Source organism: Dongia sp. (assembly GCF_041909655.1).
Lineage (GTDB): Bacteria > Pseudomonadota > Alphaproteobacteria > Dongiales > Dongiaceae > Dongia.
The window spans coordinates 36,075-55,684 of record NZ_JAYRDA010000018.1 but is presented as its reverse complement, the minus strand read 5'-3'; the positions used below and the strand labels follow the sequence as shown (position 1 = coordinate 55,684).

Genomic DNA, 19,610 nt, shown 5'->3' with positions numbered 1-19,610 from the left:
ATCGTCTCGCCAGGCGTCACCTGGATGCGAACAACGTTCTCGCCCTGGGGCAATTGGACCTGGGTCGCACCCTGGGTCAGGTTTGCCCGCTCGACCTCGCCCTCATGGGCAACGGTCGAATTGACGGTTTCGTTTTGGATGTTCGTGGTGTCGGTGGCCATGGCTCGCTCCAATCAGTCGGGTGGACTTTTGCGATAGGAGGGGAGGCGACATCTTTTGTTAACTATGCGGACGTCGACGCCGCTTCCCCTGTTCGTGACGTGACAATATGAGCCTCGGGCCGGAGGCTCAATGCGAGCTAAGCTTGAATCGACATACGATCGTATGTGCAGGATCGTTTTTTGGGAAAATTTGGAATAATTACGCCGTGCAATCGTTCGGAATTGTCACGGCATTCAATGGAAATGGCCGGCATCTGTGACGCCGGCCATCCTCGTCTGGCGCGTTAAAAACGCCTAAAAATCATGTCGTTTCAATCATTAGGATATAAGCGAGGTCGCCTTCCGCCCGGCGAAGGATCGGGCAGATGTTCGCCTTGGCCATGATCAGCCGGCCAGGACGCAAGCAAACGATTCGGGCCGGGAAAACCTGGTTCCGGCCGCCGGCAAATTGTTCGACGATCTGGTTTAGTGGTAGCGACGACTTGACTTGAAAATATTGGTCGAGCGGTTTGCCGACCAAAGCCGATTCCCCCAGCCCCAGCCACTTCTGCGCCGCGGCGTTGGCTTTGAGCATCACGTTCTGGCCGTTGGCGACAAAGGCCGGCACAGGGCAGGCATCCGCGACGAGAGAAGCCGAGACACCCTGCCCCGACATCGATTGCTGACGGACCCGGTCTTCCAGATCGCCGATCTGCTGCTTCAACTCGGCCAGGCATTGCGCCCGTACCGTGGCCGAAAAATTGCCTTCGTGATTGGTGGCGACCGACAACTCGTCGACCAGTTGATTGAGCCGCATGCGGCGGCGGTTGGCGGCCTGTTCGAGGGCTGCCCAGGAAGCCTGATCCAGTTTCAGCGAATATCGGCGGCCGCGATATTGAACGACCCGATGCACCAGCTTCGGATCCGGCAGCGCCTTCGCCAGCGCCACCGTTGTTTCGCGTTGCAACTCCATTCCACTCGACCTTTCTTGCGGTTTCGTTGAGGTCTTAGAGATGGCTCATCTGCCCCCGGAACCGGTCGATTCCCAGGGCACAATTTCCCCACGATGCAACCTCATGAGTTTGGCCACATGGGACTTGGCACATGGGGTCTCGGCACATGGGATTGGGTGGCGGCCAAATGGCGACCGGACGCCGCCGAACCGGCGGGCCACGCACCTGACAGACACACACGACAGTGTGACACAACTGGAGGCAATCTGGCTAGACTCTCATTTCTGCTTTTAGCCGGCGCCTGCAACTGGCTAGAATGGCGGCAGAAAGTGTTCTGGGGGAATAAGATGCCATTCGTAAAGCGGGGCGAAGACGGTCGAATCATCGCCCTTTACCGCGAGATTTCGGCGGGTGCCGAGGAATATTTACCCCCCTCGCATGCGGAAATCGTCGATTTCGTGCGCGATACGACCGATATCGACCGACCCAGCATGCTGCAATCCGATCTCGAGATGATCCGCGTTTATGAAGATCTCACCGATCTCTTGATCGGCAAGAACATCGTCATGCTGACGGACTTCCCGCCCGCCGCGCAGGAGAAGCTGATTCGGCGCAAGCGCCTGCGCTCATCTCTGAGCCCGATTACAGAATTGCTGGACGGGTCGGACGAAGACGATCAGGAATTGCTCTGAGAGAGCTTGGCTAAGACGGACCCGTACTGAAGACGGGCCTCGACATTGGCTGAAACCGCCGCGTTCAGGCGATCACGTGATCGACTGAAATGCTGAGGCCAGGCGAGTAATAGAGCTTGGTGCCATCCTCGAAGACCCAGTATTGCAGGCCTTTGACGTCGATCCCGCCATCGGTCACGTGGGATTCCGCGATGCCGCTTTCCAGCAGCCTGAGATCGGTAACGATGTTGAGACTGGGATCGTCCCCCTCATTGAGAATGACGATCTCGCCATTGGCATCCGGCAGCAGGTCCGAAAGGTTCAACGTGAGCGCATCGACCGGCATCATGGCATCCGCCATGCCGCCGATCTGGCTTGCTTCATCGATCTTGGGGTCGTTCATCTCCGTCTGACTCATCGCTGCGCCCATCCCTTTTTGCGCTACCGCGCCATCCCTTATGCGCCGGAGAAGTTAAAATTCTAGTTAAAAGCTAATCGAATCGATTCTACTGCGCAATCCCCAGCCCAAACCCCTGGTCGCGCCGTAAATTGCATAATTTTACCTGAATAAAATACAATATCATATTGATTATAAAATATAATAACTATGGATATGAAGATGGGAAGTGCCAAGGGAGAGTCGGTCAAAAATGTGAGGTCATGCGGAAAATCATTTCTTCCGCACGATCGAATCACTTTCTCCGGGCAAGCGAATGGTTGAGTCGCCGCGCGAAAACAGATCATTATCGCTACAGAATCAGCGACGGGAATCACGCGGCGTGACGCAGGCTTTTGAGCAAAATGGCGAGCCATCGCCGCGCCCGTCTGACTCCATGCCAGTCGTCAGGGGCCGCCCTGCGCCACGCCCCCGGCGCCCAGGCTTCCTCGCTGCTTTGCTCGCCACCGCCCTGGTCGTCGCAGCGCATTACATCGCACCCGTCCAGCTGGAGCGATTGGAGCGCCTGACCCTGGATTGGCGCTTCCTCATGCGTGGCCCCGAGCAGCCCAGTGGCGACGTGGTCATCGTTGCCTATGACGAGGCCTCGATCCGCAGTTTCGGCCGACTTCCGGTGGATCGTAGTCTGATGGCCCAGGCGATCGACCGCGTGGCCGCCGAAGGCGCCAAGGCCATAGCGCTCGACTTCCTGTATCTGGAGCCACAAAAGAACCTCGATCACAGGGTTCGGACGGTGCTGGAAGCCCTCGCCGGCGGCCGCCCGGCTTCCGATCCACTGGCGAAGGATGCTCGGCGTCTCGCGGATGAAAGTGCCGCCGATGTCGACCTGGCCGGTGCCATTGGCCGGGCCGGAAACGTCGTCCTGGCCTTTGCCATGTCGGAAGATTCCGGCGAGGAGCTTCCGCCTGGCTCCGTCATCGATTGGGCCTATCCCTATAGCTCCAGCGCTTGTGAGCCGCCGGCGGTCTATCAATTTGGCCCCCGGATTCAGGCGCCCATCCCCAGCCTGGCGGACAGCGCCGTGCTGGGTGGAACGGTGAATGTGAATTTCGACGTCGACGGTTCACCGCGCGCCGAACTGATGGCCTCGGCCCTCGACGGATATTGTTTTCCGCCCCTGCCCTTCGCGGCAGCCGCCGCCTATCTGGACATCCCCTGGAGCAAGGGGAATATCGGAATCGCCTTTGGCGAGCATCTTCAGATAGGCGATCGCCAGATAACGGTCGGTATCGATAACGAGCTTGTCGTCAATTATTTCGGCGCCACCGGGACGATCCCCACCATCTCCTACGCCGAGGTGATCAGCGGCCGGTTGCCCACGGGCGTGTTCGAGAACCGGCTGGTCTTCTTCGGCACGCGGGTTCTCGGCGGCATCGACGTCTTCCGCACCCCCTTCGACGGCAATCTGCCCGGTGTCGAGCGCAACGCGACCGTGGCCGAGCGCTTGCTCCATGGCGGCAATATCGTGCAGCCGATCTGGTCCGGCATCGCCAGCCTTGCCGCGGTCGTTCTGCTGGGGGCGCTCAGCGCCTTCATCGCCCGGTTCCTGGCGACCGGTCCGAGCATCGCCGCCAATGGCGCGCTGGCCGCGGGCTGGTTCGTCTTGGGTTACGTCGCCCTCTTCCCCTATGGGATCTGGCTCAACGTCCTCTATCCGGTGGTCTCGATCGTGCTCAATGCCGCCGTGCAACTGGCTTTCCGAACCATTGCCGAGGAACGCAACCGCCGCCGGGCAGAGGTCGACCTAAAACGCAGTGAAGAACGCTATGCCCTCGCCGCCCGCGGTGCCAATGACGGGTTGTGGGATTGGGACATGCTGTCGGGCACCTTCTACACCTCGCCGCGCTGGCAGCAGATGCTGGGTTTGCGCGGAGACCGCATGGCCGGTTTGCCGGGTGACTGGTTCGACCGCGTACACCGGGACGACATCGACACCTTGCGCGCGGCGATCGATGCGCATCTCAGCGGCTCCTCAACACATCTCGAACAGGAACTGCGCATGCGCCACGCCGATGGCGAGGATCGCTGGGTGGTCGTGCGCGGCATGGCGGTACGCGATAGCAATGGCCGGGCGTCGCGCTTTGCCGGTTCGATGACCGACATCACCGCGCGGAAGCTCGCCGAGCGGCAATTGATGTTCAATGCCCTCCATTCGCATCTCACGGGCCTTCCCAACCGCGCGCTGCTGATCGACCGGACCGACCAGGCCCTGCAACTCTGGTCGCGCGACAAGAATGCCGATGTCGTCATGGCGGTCCTCGATCTCGACCGCTTCGGTCACTTCAACGAAAGCCTCGGCCAGAAAGTGGGCGACGACATCCTCATCATGGTGGCGCGCAATCTGGAGCAGGCCATGCGCCCCGACGACACACTCGCCCATCTCGGCGAGGACGAATTCGCCGTGACGCGCTTCATCGCCGGCAATGTTGAGGAACAGGTCGAAGAACTGATCGGCACGCTGAAATCGGTTCTGGCGGAGCGTCTGAATATCGCCGAACGCTCGCTCGAAATCGAAGCCTCGATCGGTTTTGTGATCGCCTCGCAGGCGGCCGGCGCCGCCGCCGACGAATTGCTGCGCGACGCGAACCTCGCCCTCTACCGGGCCAAGGCCCAGGGCCGCAATCAGATCGTGCGCTTTGAGCCCAGCATGCATCAATCGGCCATGAAGCGCTTCGGCCTGGAAGCCGATCTGAAGCGCGCGATCGCCGCCGGCGATCAGCTGGAGCTGTTCTATCAGCCGATCATCGACATGAAGGATGGGCATGTCCATGGCTTCGAAGCGCTCATTCGCTGGCGCCATCCGGAACGTGGCATGATCTCGCCGATCGATTTCATCCCGCTCGCCGAAGATACCGACATGATCGTCGAGATCGGCCGCAAATCGATCATGGAAGCCGCGCGCCAGATCGCCGCCTGGATGCCCGCCGAGGGCGAACCGCCGCAAATCGCCGTCAATGTTTCCGGCAAGCAATTCATGGCGGCGGGGCTCCTCGAGGACATTGAGCGAACGCTCAAAGTGACCGGCATTCCGAAGGGATCGCTGAAACTGGAAGTGACCGAAAGCCTGATCATGGATAACCCGGAGCGCACTGCGGAGATCCTGCGCAAAGTCATCGCCATGGGCTGCAAGGTCTCGATCGACGATTTCGGGACCGGCTATTCGTCGCTGAGCCATCTGCACCGCTTCCCCTTCCATACGCTGAAGATCGATCGCTCCTTCGTCATGCGCATCACCGACAGCCGCGAGGGCCTCGAAATCGTGCGCGTAATATCGAGCCTCGCCCACATCCTGGAGCGCGATGTCGTCGCAGAAGGCGTCGAGACCGAAGAGCAGGCAGCGGCCCTCGCCAAGCTCGGCATCCAGTTCGGCCAGGGTTACCTCTGGTCCAAGCCTCTGCCGGCCGGCGAAGCCTCGGTATTTCTCGCCAAAAACCGCCAGAAATTCGCGCGGCATTGAGCCGCTCTGTCGCCTGAGTTGACAGCATGCTAGGCTTCCACACCAAAGGAGAGGCAGCATGAGCGCGTTGCGCCAGCAGATCGAACGCGGCATCGACCAGGGATTGGGCCGGGACGTCGCTGACCTCGTCATAAAGAACACACGCTTTCTCAATGTCGTCACCGGCGAGATCGCCCAGGGCGACATCGCGATCTGCGGCGACCGCATCGTCGGCACATATGAAAGCTATAAGGGCCGCCGCGAGATCGACGGACGCCGATTGATCGCGGTGCCGGGCTTCGTCGATTGCCATCTGCATGTGGAATCGAGCCTGGTGGCGCCGGCCGAATTCGATCGCTGCGCGCTTCCGCGTGGTACCACGACGGCGATCTGCGACCCGCACGAAATGTGCAATGTGCTGGGCAAACAGGGCCTCGACTTCTTCCTGGAAAGCGCCACCGCGACGGCGATGGATCTGCGCGTGCAGCTTTCCTCCTGCGTGCCGGCGACACATCTGGAAACGGCAGGCGCCACGCTCAGCGCCGCCGATCTAACGCCCTACCGCAATCACCCCAAAGTCATCGGCCTCGCCGAGTTCATGAACGCGCCCGGCATCTTCCACAAGACGCCCGAGGTGATCGACAAGATCGAGGCTTTCTGGGGCGCCCATATCGACGGCCATGCGCCGTTGATGAAGGGCTACGAGCTCAACGCCTATCTCGCCTGCGGCATCCGCAATTGCCACGAGACGACCAGCGAAGCGGAAGCCTGGGAAAAGCTCAGGAAGGGCATGCAGGTCTTCATCCGCGAAGGCAGCGCCTGCAAGGATCTCCATGCGCTGGCGCCCATCATCAATACGCGCACCGCACCCTTCCTCGGCTTCTGCACCGACGATCGCAACCCGCTCGACATCGCCGAGGAAGGCCATATCGATCATCTAATCCGTGGCGCCATCAAGGCCGGCGCGCCGATGGCCGATGTCTATCGCCTGGCCACCTGGTCGGCGGCGCGTGGTTTCGGCCTCACCGATCGCGGCCTCATCGCACCGGGCCAACGCGCGGATATCGTGCTCCTCGGCGATCTCGACGATTGCGCCGTGGTGCAGGTGATCGCAGGTGGCCGCGTGGTGGATGACGAGCTCTTCGCCGCGCGGCAGATGCCGCTGCCGGTCGGCTACAATTCCGTGAAACTGAAGCCGGTCCGCGCCGAGGATTTCCGCGTGCCGGCGAGTGGGCCGACCGGGCCTGTCATCGGCATCCGCGAAGGCCAGGTCCTCACCGACTTCCTCACCTTGACATTGCCCTACAAGAACGGCGAGCGCCTCGTCGACCTCGCCCAGGATGTGATCAAGGTCTGCGTCTTCGAGCGGCACGGCCGCAGAGGCAGTGTCGGCCGCGGCTTCGTCAGGGGATTGAAGCTCGCGCGCGGTGCCATCGCCTCCTCGATCGGCCATGACAGTCACAATGTCTGCGTCGTCGGCAGTGTGGATTCCGACATGGCCTTGGCGGTCAACCGGCAGATCGAACTGGGCGGCGGTTTCGTACTGGCGGAAGGCGGCAAGATCCTTGCCGAAATGCCCCTGCCTCTAGCGGGGTTGATGAGCGATCACAGCTTCGAAAGTGTTGCCATGCAGATCGGTGCCTTGCGCCGGGCCGTCCGAAACCTTGGTTGTCCGCTTGCGGAACCCTTCCTGCAGATGGCCTTCCTGCCCCTGCCGGTTATTCCACACCTCAAAATCACGGATCTTGGCTTGGTGGATGTGGATAAGTTCGAGCTCGTCGCTGCCTGAGACATTCTGGCGCCACTCAGAAAGCCCGCCTGACCCTTGATCCACCTTGGCAAAGCGCCTAATTTCACACCAAGAACAGATTTCCGCGAGGATTGAGATGGATTACCGTCAGGGCTTTGTCGACACGATCGGCAACACACCGCTCATCAAACTCAAGAAGGCCTCCGAACTCACCGGCTGCACCATTCTCGGCAAGGCGGAATTTCTCAATCCCGGCGGGTCGGTGAAGGATCGCGCGGCGCTGGCGATCATCGAAGACGCTGAGCAGAAGGGCCTCATCCGCAAGGGCGGCCTCATAGTCGAAGGCACTGCCGGCAATACCGGCATCGGCCTCGCTTTGGTCGGCAATGCCCGCGGCTACAAGACGCTCATCATCATCCCGGAGACGCAGAGCCAGGAGAAGAAGGACATGCTGCGCCTCGCCGGCGCGGAGCTGCGCGAGGTCCCGGCCCTGCCCTACAAGGATCCCGGCAATTACGTGCGCGTTTCCGAAAGCGTCGCCGAGGAATTGAAGGAGACCAATCCCAACGGCGTCATCTGGGCCAACCAGTTCGACAATGTCGCCAACCGCCAGGGCCATTACCGCACGACGGGTCCGGAGATTTGGCGCCAGACGGATGGCAAGATCGACGGCTTCGTCTGCGCCGTCGGCACGGGCGGGACATTGGCCGGGATTTCCATGTTCCTGAAAGAGCAAAACCCGAAGGTAAAGATCGGCTTGGCTGACCCCGAAGGCGCCGCGCTCTATTCCTATTTCAAGACCGGCGAATTGAAATCGTCCGGATCCTCGATCACCGAGGGCATCGGCCAGGGCCGCATCACCAAGAATGTCGAAGGCACGCCGGTCGATTTCCCCTACCAGATTCCTGATTCCGAAGCCCTGCCGATCGTGTTCGATCTCCTGAAGGAAGAAGGCCTGTGCCTGGGCGGTTCCAGCGGTATCAATGTCGCAGGCGCCATCCGCCTCGCCAGGGAATTGGGGCCGGGTCATACCATCGTCACGATCCTGTGCGATTTCGGCACGCGCTATCAGTCTAAATTGTTCAACCCGGCCTTCCTGGTCGGCAAGGGACTGCCGACGCCCGGTTGGCTTTAACCCGGGCTGGCTCTAAACGCGAAATCGTCCCGGTACAATCGGTCGCCTTGACCACCCGGTGCCCCCATCTATGATCGGGGTTAACGCAGCAAAAAAGTCGACCGGGATGGAAGAGCTCTTTCGTCAGGATTCCTACCTCAAGAACTGCACCGCCAGAGTGACCAGCGCGGATGCCGAGGGTATTCGCCTGGATCGCACGGTCTTCTACCCGACCGGTGGTGGCCAGCCCGGCGATGTCGGGCGCCTCCTGCTTTCTGACGGCAGCGCGATCGAGATCACCGATACACGCAAAGGCGCCGCACCCGGCGAGATCCTGCATATTCCCGCCGAAGGCAGCACCCTCCCCGCCATCGGCGCCGAGGTGACTGCCGAGATCGATTGGGAGCGGCGACACCGGCTGATGCGCATGCATACCTGCCTGCATCTCCTCTGCTCCCTTATCACCGGCGATGTCACCGGCGGCCAGATCAGTGATGGCAAGGGACGGCTCGATTTCAACCTGCCGCCCGATGCCAATCTCGACAAGGTGGTGCTGACCGAGGGCCTCAACAAACTGGTGGCCGAGGACCGTGACGTCACACCGCGCTGGATCAGCGACGAGGAACTTGCAGCAACGCCGGAACTCGTCCGCACCATGTCGGTGAAGCCCCCGTCGGGTCAGGGCAAGGTACGCCTGCTCGACATCGCGGGCGTCGACCTGCAACCCTGCGGCGGCACTCATGTGCGCCGTACAGGCGAGATCGGCGCCGTCGAGGTGACCAAAATCGAGAGCAAGGGCAAGATGAACAAGCGCGTCAATATCGCTTTCAGGGCTTGAAGGAACGCATCGACATGGCCGGCAGCTACGTCAATCCGCAATACCTCGTTTCCACCGAATGGCTCGCCGCCAATCTTGATCAGCCGGATCTGCGCATCGTCGACGCGACCTACTACCTGCCGATGCAGAACAAGAATGCGCGTGCCGAATACGACGAACGGCACATACCGGGTGCCATTTTCTTCGACATCGACGATATCTCGGATGGCAGCGTTGACCTGCCGCACATGCTGCCGCCGCCGGAGAAATTCGCCTCGCGCGTGCGCAAGCTAGGTATCGGCGACGGCAACCGCATCGTCATCTATGATTCCCAGGGCATGATGAGCGCCGCCCGCGTCTGGTGGATGTTCCGCATTTTCGGGGCGAAGGACGTGGCCGTCCTTGATGGCGGCCTGCCGAAATGGCTCTCGGAAGGCCGGCCGGTGGACGACCATCAGCCGATCCCGCGCGAACGCCATTTCAGCGCGCGGCTCGACAACACGCAGGTACGCAGCAAGACGCAGATGCTGGCCAATCTGAAGACAGCGCGCGACCAGGTCCTGGATGCCCGCGCCAGTGGCCGCTTCAACGCAACCGAGCCCGAGATCTGGCCAGGTCGTCGCGGCGGCCATATCCCTGGCTCGAAAAACCTGCCCTACACACAGCTCCTGAAGCCCGACCAGACTTTCCATGATGGCGAGACATTGAAGGCAAAATTCGAAGCGGCCGGTATCGACCTCAAGAAGCCCGTCGTCACCAGTTGCGGCTCGGGCATCACGGCGAGCGTGCTCGCCCTCGGCTTATCGCTGATCGGCCATCGCGACGTCTCGGTCTATGATGGCTCCTGGGCGGAATGGGGTCTTCCCGGCGACACGCCGGTAGAGCCTTAAGCGGCGCCGTCCTTAAGCACCGTCCAGATACTTCATCGGATCGACGGCTTCTTCGCCTTTGCGGATCTCGAAATGGAGCTGCGGCTTGTCAACGCTCCCGGTCGAGCCGACGCGGGCGATGACATCTCCGCGCTTCACCTTGGCGCCCTTCTCGACCAGCAGCGATTGATTGTGGGCATAAGCGGTGATGAGACCGTTCGAATGCCGCACCAGGATAAGGTTACCAAAGCCACGCAGCTGGTTGCCGGCATAGGCGACGGTGCCGTCGGCGGCAGCCATGACCGGTGCACCGGCGGGTGCTGCGATATTGATGCCGTCATTGCGCAGACCGTCCGCTGTGGCGCCATACTTCGCGATCACCTTACCCTGGACGGGCCAGGAGAAACCGGCGGAACTCGCGGGCCCCACCACAGGTGCCGCAGCCGCACTTTCTACCGGCGCGGCCTCGACCGCGGCAGGCGCCGGCGCGGGCACGGGCGCCGATGTTGCTGCGCTCGCGGCTTGCTTCTGCTTTTGCGCCTCTTCATAGGCATGTTCCGCCGCCTCTTCCGCGGCAGTGAGATCGGGCTCTGCCGGCACCGTGGCACCGGTATTGGATGCCGGCGCGGTCGGCGTCGAGGTTGGCGCCGCTGTCGTGGGCGAGCTGGCGACGGGATCCGGCGTGAAGGGCTTGGCACCTGTCGGCGTTGCGGCCTGGCTGCCGGCGGGAACTTGCGCACTGCCGCCGCCAACCGGCGGCAGGGGTGTTGCCTCGACGGAACCCGACGGCGCGGCATCGATCGGCTGCTGGGCGACCATGGTCTGCTGCGGCGCTTCAAGCGTGCTGGGCAGGGTCAGCGACTGGCCGATGCGCAGCAGATAAGGCGGCGTCAGATTGTTGAGATCGACCAAAGCGCTTTGCGACACCTGGAACCTCCTGGCAATGCCGCTCAACGTGTCGCCTGACTTCACCGTATAGGCCTGACGTTCGGCAATGCGCAGTTCCTGGCCGGGACGCAAGTTATATGGCGGCTGCAGATCATTGTTGTCGATAAGGGCCCGGATCGGCGTATTGGTGCGGGCCGAGATCGTCGCCAGGGTATCGCCCGGCGCCACGAAATAGGCGTCATTGACGATCTTGCCCATCTGCGGATTGGCGGGGGTCGCCACGGCGTCGCCGGACTGGTCGAAGATGGGCGCGCGCAAGCCACCGCAGGCGGTCAACATCGCCCCGCAGATCAGCATCATGCCCAAGGCGTTCATGCGACGAAGCCGCATCGCTCAGTTCTCCATCCGCCGCGGCGCCGGACGCGGCTCGCCTTCCGGCAAGGCACCCGCCACCAACGGCACGAAACGCACGTCGGAAATAACTTTTGCCGCAAGGCTGCCATCATCGTTCTTGGTCAGCTTGACCAATACCTGATCGCCGCGCTCCGGCCCCACCGGAATGACCATGATACCGCCCACCGCCAATTGATCGGCGAGCGCCTGCGGCACTTCCGGTGCGGCGGCGGTGACGATGATGCGGTCGAAGGGCGCTTGCTCGCGCCAGCCCTTGCTGCCGTCGCTGCAGCGGCTCGTAATGTTGTGGAGCCGCAATTGATGGAAACGCTGTTCCGCCTCTGCGAGCAGCGATTTATAGCGCTCGATCGTGTAAAGGCGCCGGCAGAGTTTGGAAAGCACAGCGGCCTGATAACCCGAGCCGGTGCCGATTTCGAGCACCTTGTGGGTCTTCTTGACCTCCAGCGCCTCGGTCATCATGGCGACGATCTGCGGCTGGCTGATGGTCTGGCCATGGCTGATGGGCAGAGCCTGGTCTTCGTAAGCCTGGTCGTGGAAATGATCGAGCACGAACAATTCGCGCGGGATCCGTTCGATGGCATTGAGGACGTCGCCATCGGTAAGGCCCGCGCGCCGCAGATTCATGATCATGCGGATCTTGCGTGCGTGCAGGCTCATTGCGGGCCGATACCCCTCTTCTTGCCCTTCTTCGCGGCGGCTTTCTTCAGCGTCGATTTTTTCGAAAACAAGCCGTCAATCCGGCGCAACATGGAATGATGCGTCAGATCGAAATGGAGCGGCGTCACCGAAACCGATTTGTTGAGGACGATGCCCAGATCGGTTTCCGGATGTTCCGGTTCATCGGTCGGGAAATCGCCGATCCAGGTTACTTCACGCTCGAATGGATCGCGGGCATGCACCACCTCGACATGGGACATGCGGCGCCCCTGCCGGCCCGTCTCGATCCCGGTCACTTCCTTTGGCGGCACGGCCGGGAAATTGACGCTCATCAACACGCCCTTGGGCCAGGCAACCGAGGTCAGTTTGCGGATCACCTCCGGCGCGAAGGCCGCGGCGGTTTCCCAATGCAGCTTGTCCTTGATCCGCACCTGGCTGAAGGCGATTGCCGGAATCCCCAGCATCGCCCCTTCCATCGCGGCCGCCACAGTCCCTGAATAAAGCACATCCTCGCCAAGATTGCCGCCGCGGTTGATGCCAGAGAGAACCAGATCCGGCCGGCGGTCCTTCAAAAGATGATTGACCGCGATCAGCGTGCAATCGCTAGGCGTTCCCGAAATCGCAAACCGGCGCGGCCCAACCTTGCTGATCTGCAGCGGCCGGCGCAGGGTCAGTGAATGCGAGGCGCCGCTATGCTCGCTCTCCGGCGCCACGACCCAGACATCAGGCGACAGGCTCTTGGCGATGCGCTCCAGCACCTTCAAGCCCGGCGCATGGATGCCGTCGTCATTGGAGACCAGGATGCGCGCCTTCTTCAGATCAAAAGGAAGTTCAAGCATGGGCTTTGATGACCTCGACGCCGTTCATATAAGGCCGCAAGGCGGCCGGAATCAGGATCGAACCATCTTCCTGCTGATAGTTTTCAAGAATGGCGACGAGCGCGCGGCCGACGGCGACGCCCGAGCCGTTGAGCGTGTGCACCAATCGGGTGCCCTTCTCGCCCGGCTTGCGGCAGCGCGCCTTCATCCGGCGCGCCTGGAAGTCACCGCAATTCGAGCAACTGGAGATTTCGCGGTACATGCCCTGCCCCGGCAGCCAGACCTCGATGTCATGGGTCTTCTGCGCGGCAAAGCCCATATCGCCGGTCGAGAGCGTGAGAACCCGATAGGGCAGTTCCAGGCGTGACAGCACGGTTTCGGCGCATTTGGTCATGCGCTGCAATTCGGCATCCGATTCATCCGGATGCGCGATCGATACCATTTCGACTTTCACGAACTGGTGCTGGCGGATCATGCCGCGCGTATCGCGACCGGCGGCACCCGCCTCGGACCGGAAGCAAGGCGTCAGCGCCGTGAAGCGCAAAGGCAGCTTCGGCTCGTCGATGATCTCATCCGCCACCAGATTGGTCAGAGGTACCTCGGAGGTCGGGATGAGATAGAGCCCCTGCTCGGTCTTGAACAGATCCTCGGCGAATTTCGGCAATTGCCCGGTGCCGTAAAGTGCCGCGTCGCGCACCAGGAAGGGCGGATTGATCTCGGTATAGCCATGTTCGCCGGTATGGAGGTCGAGCATGAACTGCGCCAGGGCTCGCTCCAGGCGCGCCAGCGCCCCTTTCAGCACGACGAAGCGCGCGCCCGATATCTTCGACGCCGCGGCAAAATCCATCAGGCCCAGAGCTTCGCCAAGTTCGAAATGCTGCTTCGGCGCAAAGGCGAAGTTGCGGCGGTTGCCGATCTCGCGTTCGACGCGGTTGGCGGTTTCGTCCGGCCCTTCCGGCACGTCGGCTGCCGGCAAATTGGGCTGCTGTTCCAGCAGCGCATCCAATTCGGCCGCAGCTTTCTGTTCCTCGATTTCCGCCGCGGCCATCTGATCTTTGAGGGCCGCAACTTCCGCCATCACGGCGGCTGCATCGCCGCCCTTGGCTTTCAACTGGCCGACCTGCTTGGAAAGTTCGTTACGCTTGGCCTGCATCTCCTGCCAGGCGGTCTGGGCAGTGCGGCGCTTGGCATCCAGGGCGATGACGGATTGGGCGAGCGGCGCCAAGCCGCGCCGGCGGCGACCCGAGTCGAAAGCATCCGGATTGTCACGAATCCATTTCGGATCAAACATCTAGCGGCCGAGCTCCAAATCGATGATTCGGCTCAACTTATATGCTGGAAGCGGCGACCGGTCAAAGCGTGAACGCGGGCGCCTGGGGCAGGATCAGGCCGGGGTGATGTCGGTGCTGGAAGCGTCCTCATCGGCCGCCTCGGCCTCGTCCCGCTTCTTTTCGATGAGCCGCGCCAGCCAGATCGAAATCTCGTAAAGCGCCACCATGGGCAACATCAGCGACATCATGCTGATGGCATCGGGCGGCGTCACGATCGCAGCCACCACGGTCACCGCGATGACGGCATAGCGCCGCTTCTCGCGCAGCCCCTTGGAAGAGACGATACCCACCTTGGCCAGCAGCGTAAGGAGCACCGGCAGTTCGAAACAGAAGCCGAAGGCGAAAACCAGCTTCATCACCAGGCTGACATATTCGCCGATCTTGGCGTCGAGCTGGATCGGCAGCGTGCTTTCCGTGCCCAGTGTTTCAAAACCGAGGAAGAACTTCCAGGCCATCGGCATCAGGACGTAATAGACAAAGCTGGCGCCGATCGCGAACATCACCGGCGTCGCCACCAGGAACGGCAGGAACGCTTGCTTTTCATGCTTGTAGAGACCCGGTGCGATGAACGCCCAGAGCTGGGACGCGATCACCGGGAACGAGATGCAGATGGCGCCAAAGGCGGCCACCTTGAGCTGCGTGAAGAACGGCTCGGTGAGATCGGTAAAGATCATCCGGCGCCCTTCCGGCAGCAGGGCCGCCAGCGGTTTCTGCAGGAAATCGAGGATCGGCTGCGCGAAATAGAGACAGACCAGAAAGGCGACAAGAAACCCCAGCGCCGAATAGAGCAGGCGCGAGCGCAACTCGACCAGATGGTCGAGCAACGGCATTTTCTTGTCTTCTTCAGCGCCGGTCATGGATGGTTACTCACGCGGAAATGCTTTTCTCGCCGACACCTTTGTCGCCAACATCCTGATCACTCGGGCTCTTGTCGGCGATCGTCGTTTGACCGGATGGCGTGGTGTTCGAGATGTTGGCAAATGGATCGATCGGCTTGGCCGCAATTTCCGGCGCCGGCTTGGCGGCCGTGTCGAGCTTGGCCGCTTCGGTCGTTTCGTTCATGGCCTTCTTGAGGTCGCCCGCAGGATCGATTGCCTGCTCGATCTTTTTCTCGATCGAGTTCTTGCTGATGCCCTGCAATTGCTTGCGCGCATCCTCAAGCTCAGCATCGCGGACGATTTCATTGACGCCGCTCTGGAACTCGGAGCCCAGCTTGCGGGCGGTGCGCATCCAATGCGACACCGTCTTCAGGGCGTGCGGCAGTTCCTTGGGGCCGAGCACAACCAAGACGACGACGGCAATGATCGCCATCTCGCTCCAGCCGATGTCGAACATCCGACGTTACCCTTTTTGGCCTAGAACCATGAAACGAACCAGCAGCGGTGAGAAACCCAGGCGACGCGACACAGCTCAGCTGCGATCGACGATGGTCTCGCGCGTCTTGTCCTCGGTCTTGGCGGCCGTATTGGCTTCCGGGTCTTCCTTGCTGCCGTCCTTGATGTTTTTCTTGAAGTCCTTAATGCCGGCGCCCAAGTCGCCCATGATCTTCGACAGCTTGCCGCCGCCGCCAAACAGGACGAGCACGACGACCAGCACGATCAGAAGATGCCAGATGCTGAAGCTACCCATTTCTTGGGTCCTCTCCCTAAATCCATACACTTCCGGCGAAGAGCGCCGGACCCGGGCGGACTATCGCAAATCCGCCGCTTGGCCACAATAGTTTGTCGCCTGATATTTACTTGATATGGGCTGCCTTAAGAGCCTGACAAGACAGAAGATTTGCCACTCTCCCGATGGTGGAGCGACGGCACCTCGTCACCCGTGGCGAAGATCAGGGCGTCCAGCGGGTCGAGATGGATCAAAATCTGCCCCCCGATTTCGGGCAGGAAGCGGCCGCTATGCCGGATTCTGAGTTGCGGTCCCTCGGCGCCCAGAGTGACGGTCAACAATCTGACGCTGCCCAAAAACCGGATCTCGTCCAGGCGGCCGGCCACGATTTGGCCGGCAGAGGTGCTTTCCCCCGGCGGCACCACCCGCAGGCTTTCCGGCCGGATCAGAATCTGTGCCACCACACCGTCTGCGAGCCCGGGCGTCGGCAGGCGGCCGAAGGGACTGGCAACATGGGCGTCCACCACTGGGCCGCGCCATTCATTGAGGGCGGTAAAAAAGTGAGCGACGAAAGCGCTGACCGGCCGGCGATAGAGCATGTCGGGCGACCCGCTCTGCACCACCCGCCCCGCATCCATCAAATAGATCCGGTCGGCCATGAACATGGCCTCCTCCGGATCATGGGTGACCATGAGCGTTGCTGTGCCGCTGCGTTTGAGGACATGGAGCGTGTCCTCGCGGATCTGTTCCCGCAGACGGGCATCAAGGCCAGAAAATGGCTCATCAAGGAGGAGCACTTCCGGTTTCGGTGCCAGCGCGCGGGCAAGTGCTACACGCTGCTGCTGCCCGCCGGACAGCGCATGCGGATAGGCTGCCGCATAGTCGCCCATATCCACCTGCGCCAGCACCTCGGCGACACGGAGCGACCGAGCCGCGGGTGGCAGATGGCCGAGACCGAAGGCGACATTGCCGGCGACGGAAAGATGCGGAAAGAGCGCGAAGTCCTGGAAGACCAGACCGACCCCGCGCTGTTCCGGCGGCACACTGAGGCCGTTGGCACCGTCCGCGACCACGCCCCCCGCCATCTTGGCTTGTCCGCGTTGGAGTTGCTCCAGGCCTGCCGCAACCCGCAGGATGGTCGACTTGCCGCAACCCGACGGCCCCAGCAGACAGACCAGTTCGCCGGCATCGATATGCAGCGAGACATTGTCGACCGCGCGCAGATCGCCGTAGGTGTGGCTGATATTCTTCAATTCCAGGGCGAAAGTCGGGTCGGTCATTCTGCTGTGATCTTCATTCCATCGAGCGGTGCGCCGGTCATCGTTTCCGCAGGTTGCTGACCCGGCCGGGCGAAGGCGCTGGCCCGCGCCATCAGATAGACCGGAACGATGCCGACCAGAACGATAGCAAGTGCCGGCCCGGCGGCCTCGGCCAGCCGCTCGTCACTGGCAAGGTTGTAGGTCATGGTGGCAAGGGTGTCGAAATTGAACGGGCGCAGCACCAGGGTTGCCGGCAATTCCTTCAGCACATCGACGAAGACGACGATGGCCGCGGTCAGCAGACTGCCGCGCATGATCGGCAGATGCACACTGCCCAGGGTGCCGAGTGAGGTGCGCCCCAGCGAACGAGCCGCATGATCCATGGAATAGGTGATCTTGCCGAGGCTGGCTTCGACCACGTTGAGGCTCACTGTCAGGAAGCGCACCAGATAGGCAAAGGTCACGGCCACCAATGTGCCGCTCAGAATGAGGCCCGGCGACAGCCCGAAAGCGGCCTGCAGCCAGTCGTTGAGCGCATGATCGATCGCCGCGAAAGGCAGCAGAATCCCGACGGCCAGGACCGGTCCCGGAATGGCATAACCGAAGCTGGCGATGCGCACGGCAAGGCGCGTGGGCATCGACGGGCGAAGACGCAGCGCATAGGCCAGGATCGAGGCCAACATCACGGCGAGCAAAGCGGCAAAGCCGGCCATCATGAAGCTGTTGCGTACAAGCACGACAAACCGATCTGCGCTCCACATGTCTAAATTCGCAATCGCCCAGGAGAGCAGCACGGCCGCCGGCACGAAGAATCCCAGCAACACGGGCAATGCGCAACACATGACGGCGCAGACCGCGCGCCAGCCACGGAGCTGGTAGCGCGGCAGAGGTCGATACCGGGTGCTGGAATGAGCAAAGCTGCGATGGCCGCGCGACCAGCGCTCGATCCAGAGCAGGATGAAGACCAGCACCAGCAGAAGGGCCGCGATCTGCGCGCCGGCGACCGCGTCGCCCATGCCGCGCCAGACGCGATAGATTCCAGTGGCCAGCGTTTCGACCCCGAAATACTGCACGGTGCCGAAATCGTTGAGCGCTTCCATCAGCGCCAGAGCGACCCCCGCCACCAAAGCCGGCCGGGCCAGCGGCAGCGCCACGCGCCAGAAGCCGCGCCAGGGCGAGCAGCCCAATGTCCGGCTGACCTCCAGCACGCAGGCCGATTGCTCAAGGAAGGCCGCGCGCGCCAGCAGATAGACGTAGGGATAAAGCACCAGGACCAGCATCAGGATGGCACCGGGCAGTGACCGAATCTCGGGCAGCCAGCGCAGGCCACCCGGCGCGTCGAAGAACACCCGCATCGCAGACTGTACCGGGCCGGCATAATCGAGAAGCCCGGTATAGGTATAGGCGACGACATAGGCCGGCATCGCCATGGGCAGCAGCAGCGCCCAATCAAACCAGTGGCGGCCGCGGAACCGGCAAAGTGTCACCAGCCACGCCGTCGGCACCCCGATCAGCAGCACACCGACGCCGACGCCAGTCACCAGGATCAGCGAGTTGGCGACATAGCGTGTCAGCACCGTTTCGGCGAGATGCGCCCAGATTTCACCGCGCGGCGCCAGCACGTATGAAAAGACGATGACGATCGGGAAAGCGACGGCACCCGCCACCAGCCAGACGGCAATGGTCCAGAAATGTGACTGCCACCGACCGATGAACGAACGGTGCCGAGGGGCAGTGGCAGAGGAATTCATCGCAACCAAGGCACCCACACCCGTTCGATAGCGACCCGCAGAAATCTGTAGAATGTCGAATTCCAAAGAGTTCTGAGGCCGCGTGAAGCTATTGCGCAACAATATTGCGAATTATTCTGAATTACAACGATAGGCGTTTCCCCGCCAAGTCCCAAGAACCATGATGTCGCATTGCTGCGGGCCTCGCCGTAAATTAAGTATTCTACATGAACCTTAAAGCGGAATCTGACATGCCGGTTTCATTGCCCGATACCGATTTGCTGCCGACCGAAGCCCAGATCGAGGATTTGGTGGCGACCTTTTATGCCCGCATCCGGCGTGACCCGGAATTGGCACCGATTTTCGAACGCGCGATCGGGGCGGATTGGGGGCCACATCTGCAGACCATGTGCAGCTTCTGGTCCTCGGTCATGCTGACCAGCGGCAAGTACAAAGGTCGCCCGATTCCCGCCCACCTGAAGGTCGGCGGTATCGAGCCACAGCATTTCGCCCGCTGGCTGAGCCTGTTCGAGGCAACCGCCCACGAGCTCTTCTCCGACCGGCTCGCCGCGGCTTTCATCGAGCGTGCCAAGCGCATCGCGGAAAGCTTCAAGCTGGCCTTCGCCTTTCATTCCCCGGACCCCGCCAAATGGGTCCCCAACATGCCGCCGCTTGTACAACCCTGATGGCCCCGCCAG

18 protein-coding genes are annotated in these 19,610 nt (G+C 61.8%); 7 read left to right on the top strand and 11 right to left on the bottom strand.

What is annotated here, in order from left to right:
* Nucleotides 1-462: 462 nt before the first annotated feature.
* Entirely contained in the window at nt 463-1,107 is a 645-nt protein-coding gene (locus tag ACE3PR_RS21010; RefSeq protein ID WP_374376203.1) for a ribbon-helix-helix domain-containing protein, read from the bottom strand.
* 333 nt (nt 1,108-1,440) lie between these two features.
* On the opposite strand from ACE3PR_RS21010, the gene ACE3PR_RS21005 reads away from it, so the two are divergent.
* Nucleotides 1,441-1,785, top strand: a complete 345-nt coding sequence (locus ACE3PR_RS21005; RefSeq protein WP_374376200.1) for a hypothetical protein — start codon at nt 1,441-1,443, stop codon at nt 1,783-1,785.
* Nucleotides 1,786-1,849: 64 nt separating this feature from the next.
* Here the strand turns inward: ACE3PR_RS21005 and ACE3PR_RS21000 are convergent, their stop codons facing one another.
* Complete coding sequence (locus ACE3PR_RS21000) at nt 1,850-2,182, bottom strand: hypothetical protein (protein WP_374376198.1); 333 nt, start codon at nt 2,180-2,182, stop codon at nt 1,850-1,852.
* A gap of 475 nt (nt 2,183-2,657) precedes the next feature.
* Between ACE3PR_RS21000 and ACE3PR_RS20995 the strand changes: the two genes are divergently transcribed.
* The 5 genes from ACE3PR_RS20995 to sseA all read left to right on the top strand — a co-directional run bounded on the left by ACE3PR_RS20995 (nt 2,658) and on the right by sseA (nt 10,228).
* On the top strand, nt 2,658-5,678 hold the full coding sequence (locus ACE3PR_RS20995) for an EAL domain-containing protein (RefSeq protein WP_374376196.1): 3,021 nt from the start codon (nt 2,658-2,660) through the stop codon (nt 5,676-5,678).
* A gap of 58 nt (nt 5,679-5,736) precedes the next feature.
* Complete coding sequence (gene ade / locus ACE3PR_RS20990) at nt 5,737-7,446, top strand: adenine deaminase (protein ID WP_374376194.1); 1,710 nt, start codon at nt 5,737-5,739, stop codon at nt 7,444-7,446.
* A 97-nt stretch (nt 7,447-7,543) separates the two neighbouring features.
* Nucleotides 7,544-8,542 carry a cysteine synthase A gene (locus ACE3PR_RS20985; RefSeq protein WP_374376192.1) on the top strand — a complete coding sequence of 333 codons (999 nt, stop codon included), beginning with the start codon at nt 7,544-7,546 and terminating at the stop codon, nt 8,540-8,542.
* Nucleotides 8,543-8,648: 106 nt separating this feature from the next.
* Nucleotides 8,649-9,359: an alanyl-tRNA editing protein gene (locus tag ACE3PR_RS20980; protein ID WP_374376190.1), complete on the top strand. Its 711-nt coding sequence runs from the start codon at nt 8,649-8,651 to the stop codon at nt 9,357-9,359.
* A 14-nt stretch (nt 9,360-9,373) separates the two neighbouring features.
* Entirely contained in the window at nt 9,374-10,228 is an 855-nt protein-coding gene (sseA, locus tag ACE3PR_RS20975; protein WP_374376188.1) for a 3-mercaptopyruvate sulfurtransferase, read from the top strand.
* Nucleotides 10,229-10,240: 12 nt separating this feature from the next.
* Here sseA and ACE3PR_RS20970 read toward each other — a convergent pair whose 3' ends face one another.
* The 9 genes from ACE3PR_RS20970 to ACE3PR_RS20930 all read right to left on the bottom strand — a co-directional run bounded on the left by ACE3PR_RS20970 (nt 10,241) and on the right by ACE3PR_RS20930 (nt 18,933).
* A complete protein-coding gene (locus ACE3PR_RS20970) occupies nt 10,241-11,485 on the bottom strand; it encodes a peptidoglycan DD-metalloendopeptidase family protein (protein WP_374376186.1) in 1,245 nt (414 codons plus the stop codon).
* 3 nt (nt 11,486-11,488) lie between these two features.
* Nucleotides 11,489-12,166 (bottom strand): protein-L-isoaspartate(D-aspartate) O-methyltransferase, encoded by a 678-nt coding sequence (locus ACE3PR_RS20965; protein ID WP_374376183.1) that lies wholly within the window; start codon nt 12,164-12,166, stop codon nt 11,489-11,491.
* The gene (surE, locus tag ACE3PR_RS20960; protein ID WP_374376180.1) at nt 12,163-13,005 is read right to left on the bottom strand and encodes a 5'/3'-nucleotidase SurE; all 843 of its coding nucleotides are present in this window, start codon (nt 13,003-13,005) and stop codon (nt 12,163-12,165) included. Before surE ends, ACE3PR_RS20965 begins: the two co-directional genes overlap by 4 nt.
* Complete coding sequence (serS, locus tag ACE3PR_RS20955; RefSeq protein WP_374376177.1) at nt 12,998-14,275, bottom strand: serine--tRNA ligase; 1,278 nt, start codon at nt 14,273-14,275, stop codon at nt 12,998-13,000. Before serS ends, surE begins: the two co-directional genes overlap by 8 nt.
* Nucleotides 14,276-14,368: 93 nt before the next feature.
* Complete coding sequence (tatC, locus tag ACE3PR_RS20950; RefSeq protein WP_374376174.1) at nt 14,369-15,172, bottom strand: twin-arginine translocase subunit TatC; 804 nt, start codon at nt 15,170-15,172, stop codon at nt 14,369-14,371.
* Nucleotides 15,173-15,182: 10 nt separating this feature from the next.
* Entirely contained in the window at nt 15,183-15,650 is a 468-nt protein-coding gene (gene tatB, locus ACE3PR_RS20945) for a Sec-independent protein translocase protein TatB (protein WP_374376170.1), read from the bottom strand.
* Nucleotides 15,651-15,725: 75 nt separating this feature from the next.
* Nucleotides 15,726-15,944, bottom strand: a complete 219-nt coding sequence (gene tatA, locus ACE3PR_RS20940; protein WP_374376168.1) for a twin-arginine translocase TatA/TatE family subunit — start codon at nt 15,942-15,944, stop codon at nt 15,726-15,728.
* Nucleotides 15,945-16,069: 125 nt separating this feature from the next.
* Entirely contained in the window at nt 16,070-17,203 is a 1,134-nt protein-coding gene (locus ACE3PR_RS20935; protein WP_374376166.1) for an ABC transporter ATP-binding protein, read from the bottom strand.
* On the bottom strand, nt 17,200-18,933 hold the full coding sequence (locus ACE3PR_RS20930) for an ABC transporter permease (protein ID WP_374376163.1): 1,734 nt from the start codon (nt 18,931-18,933) through the stop codon (nt 17,200-17,202). The genes ACE3PR_RS20935 and ACE3PR_RS20930 overlap by 4 nt, the downstream gene beginning before the upstream one ends.
* A 230-nt stretch (nt 18,934-19,163) precedes the next feature.
* On the opposite strand from ACE3PR_RS20930, the gene ACE3PR_RS20925 reads away from it, so the two are divergent.
* On the top strand, nt 19,164-19,598 hold the full coding sequence (locus tag ACE3PR_RS20925) for a group III truncated hemoglobin (protein ID WP_374376160.1): 435 nt from the start codon (nt 19,164-19,166) through the stop codon (nt 19,596-19,598).
* Nucleotides 19,599-19,610 lie beyond the last annotated feature (12 nt).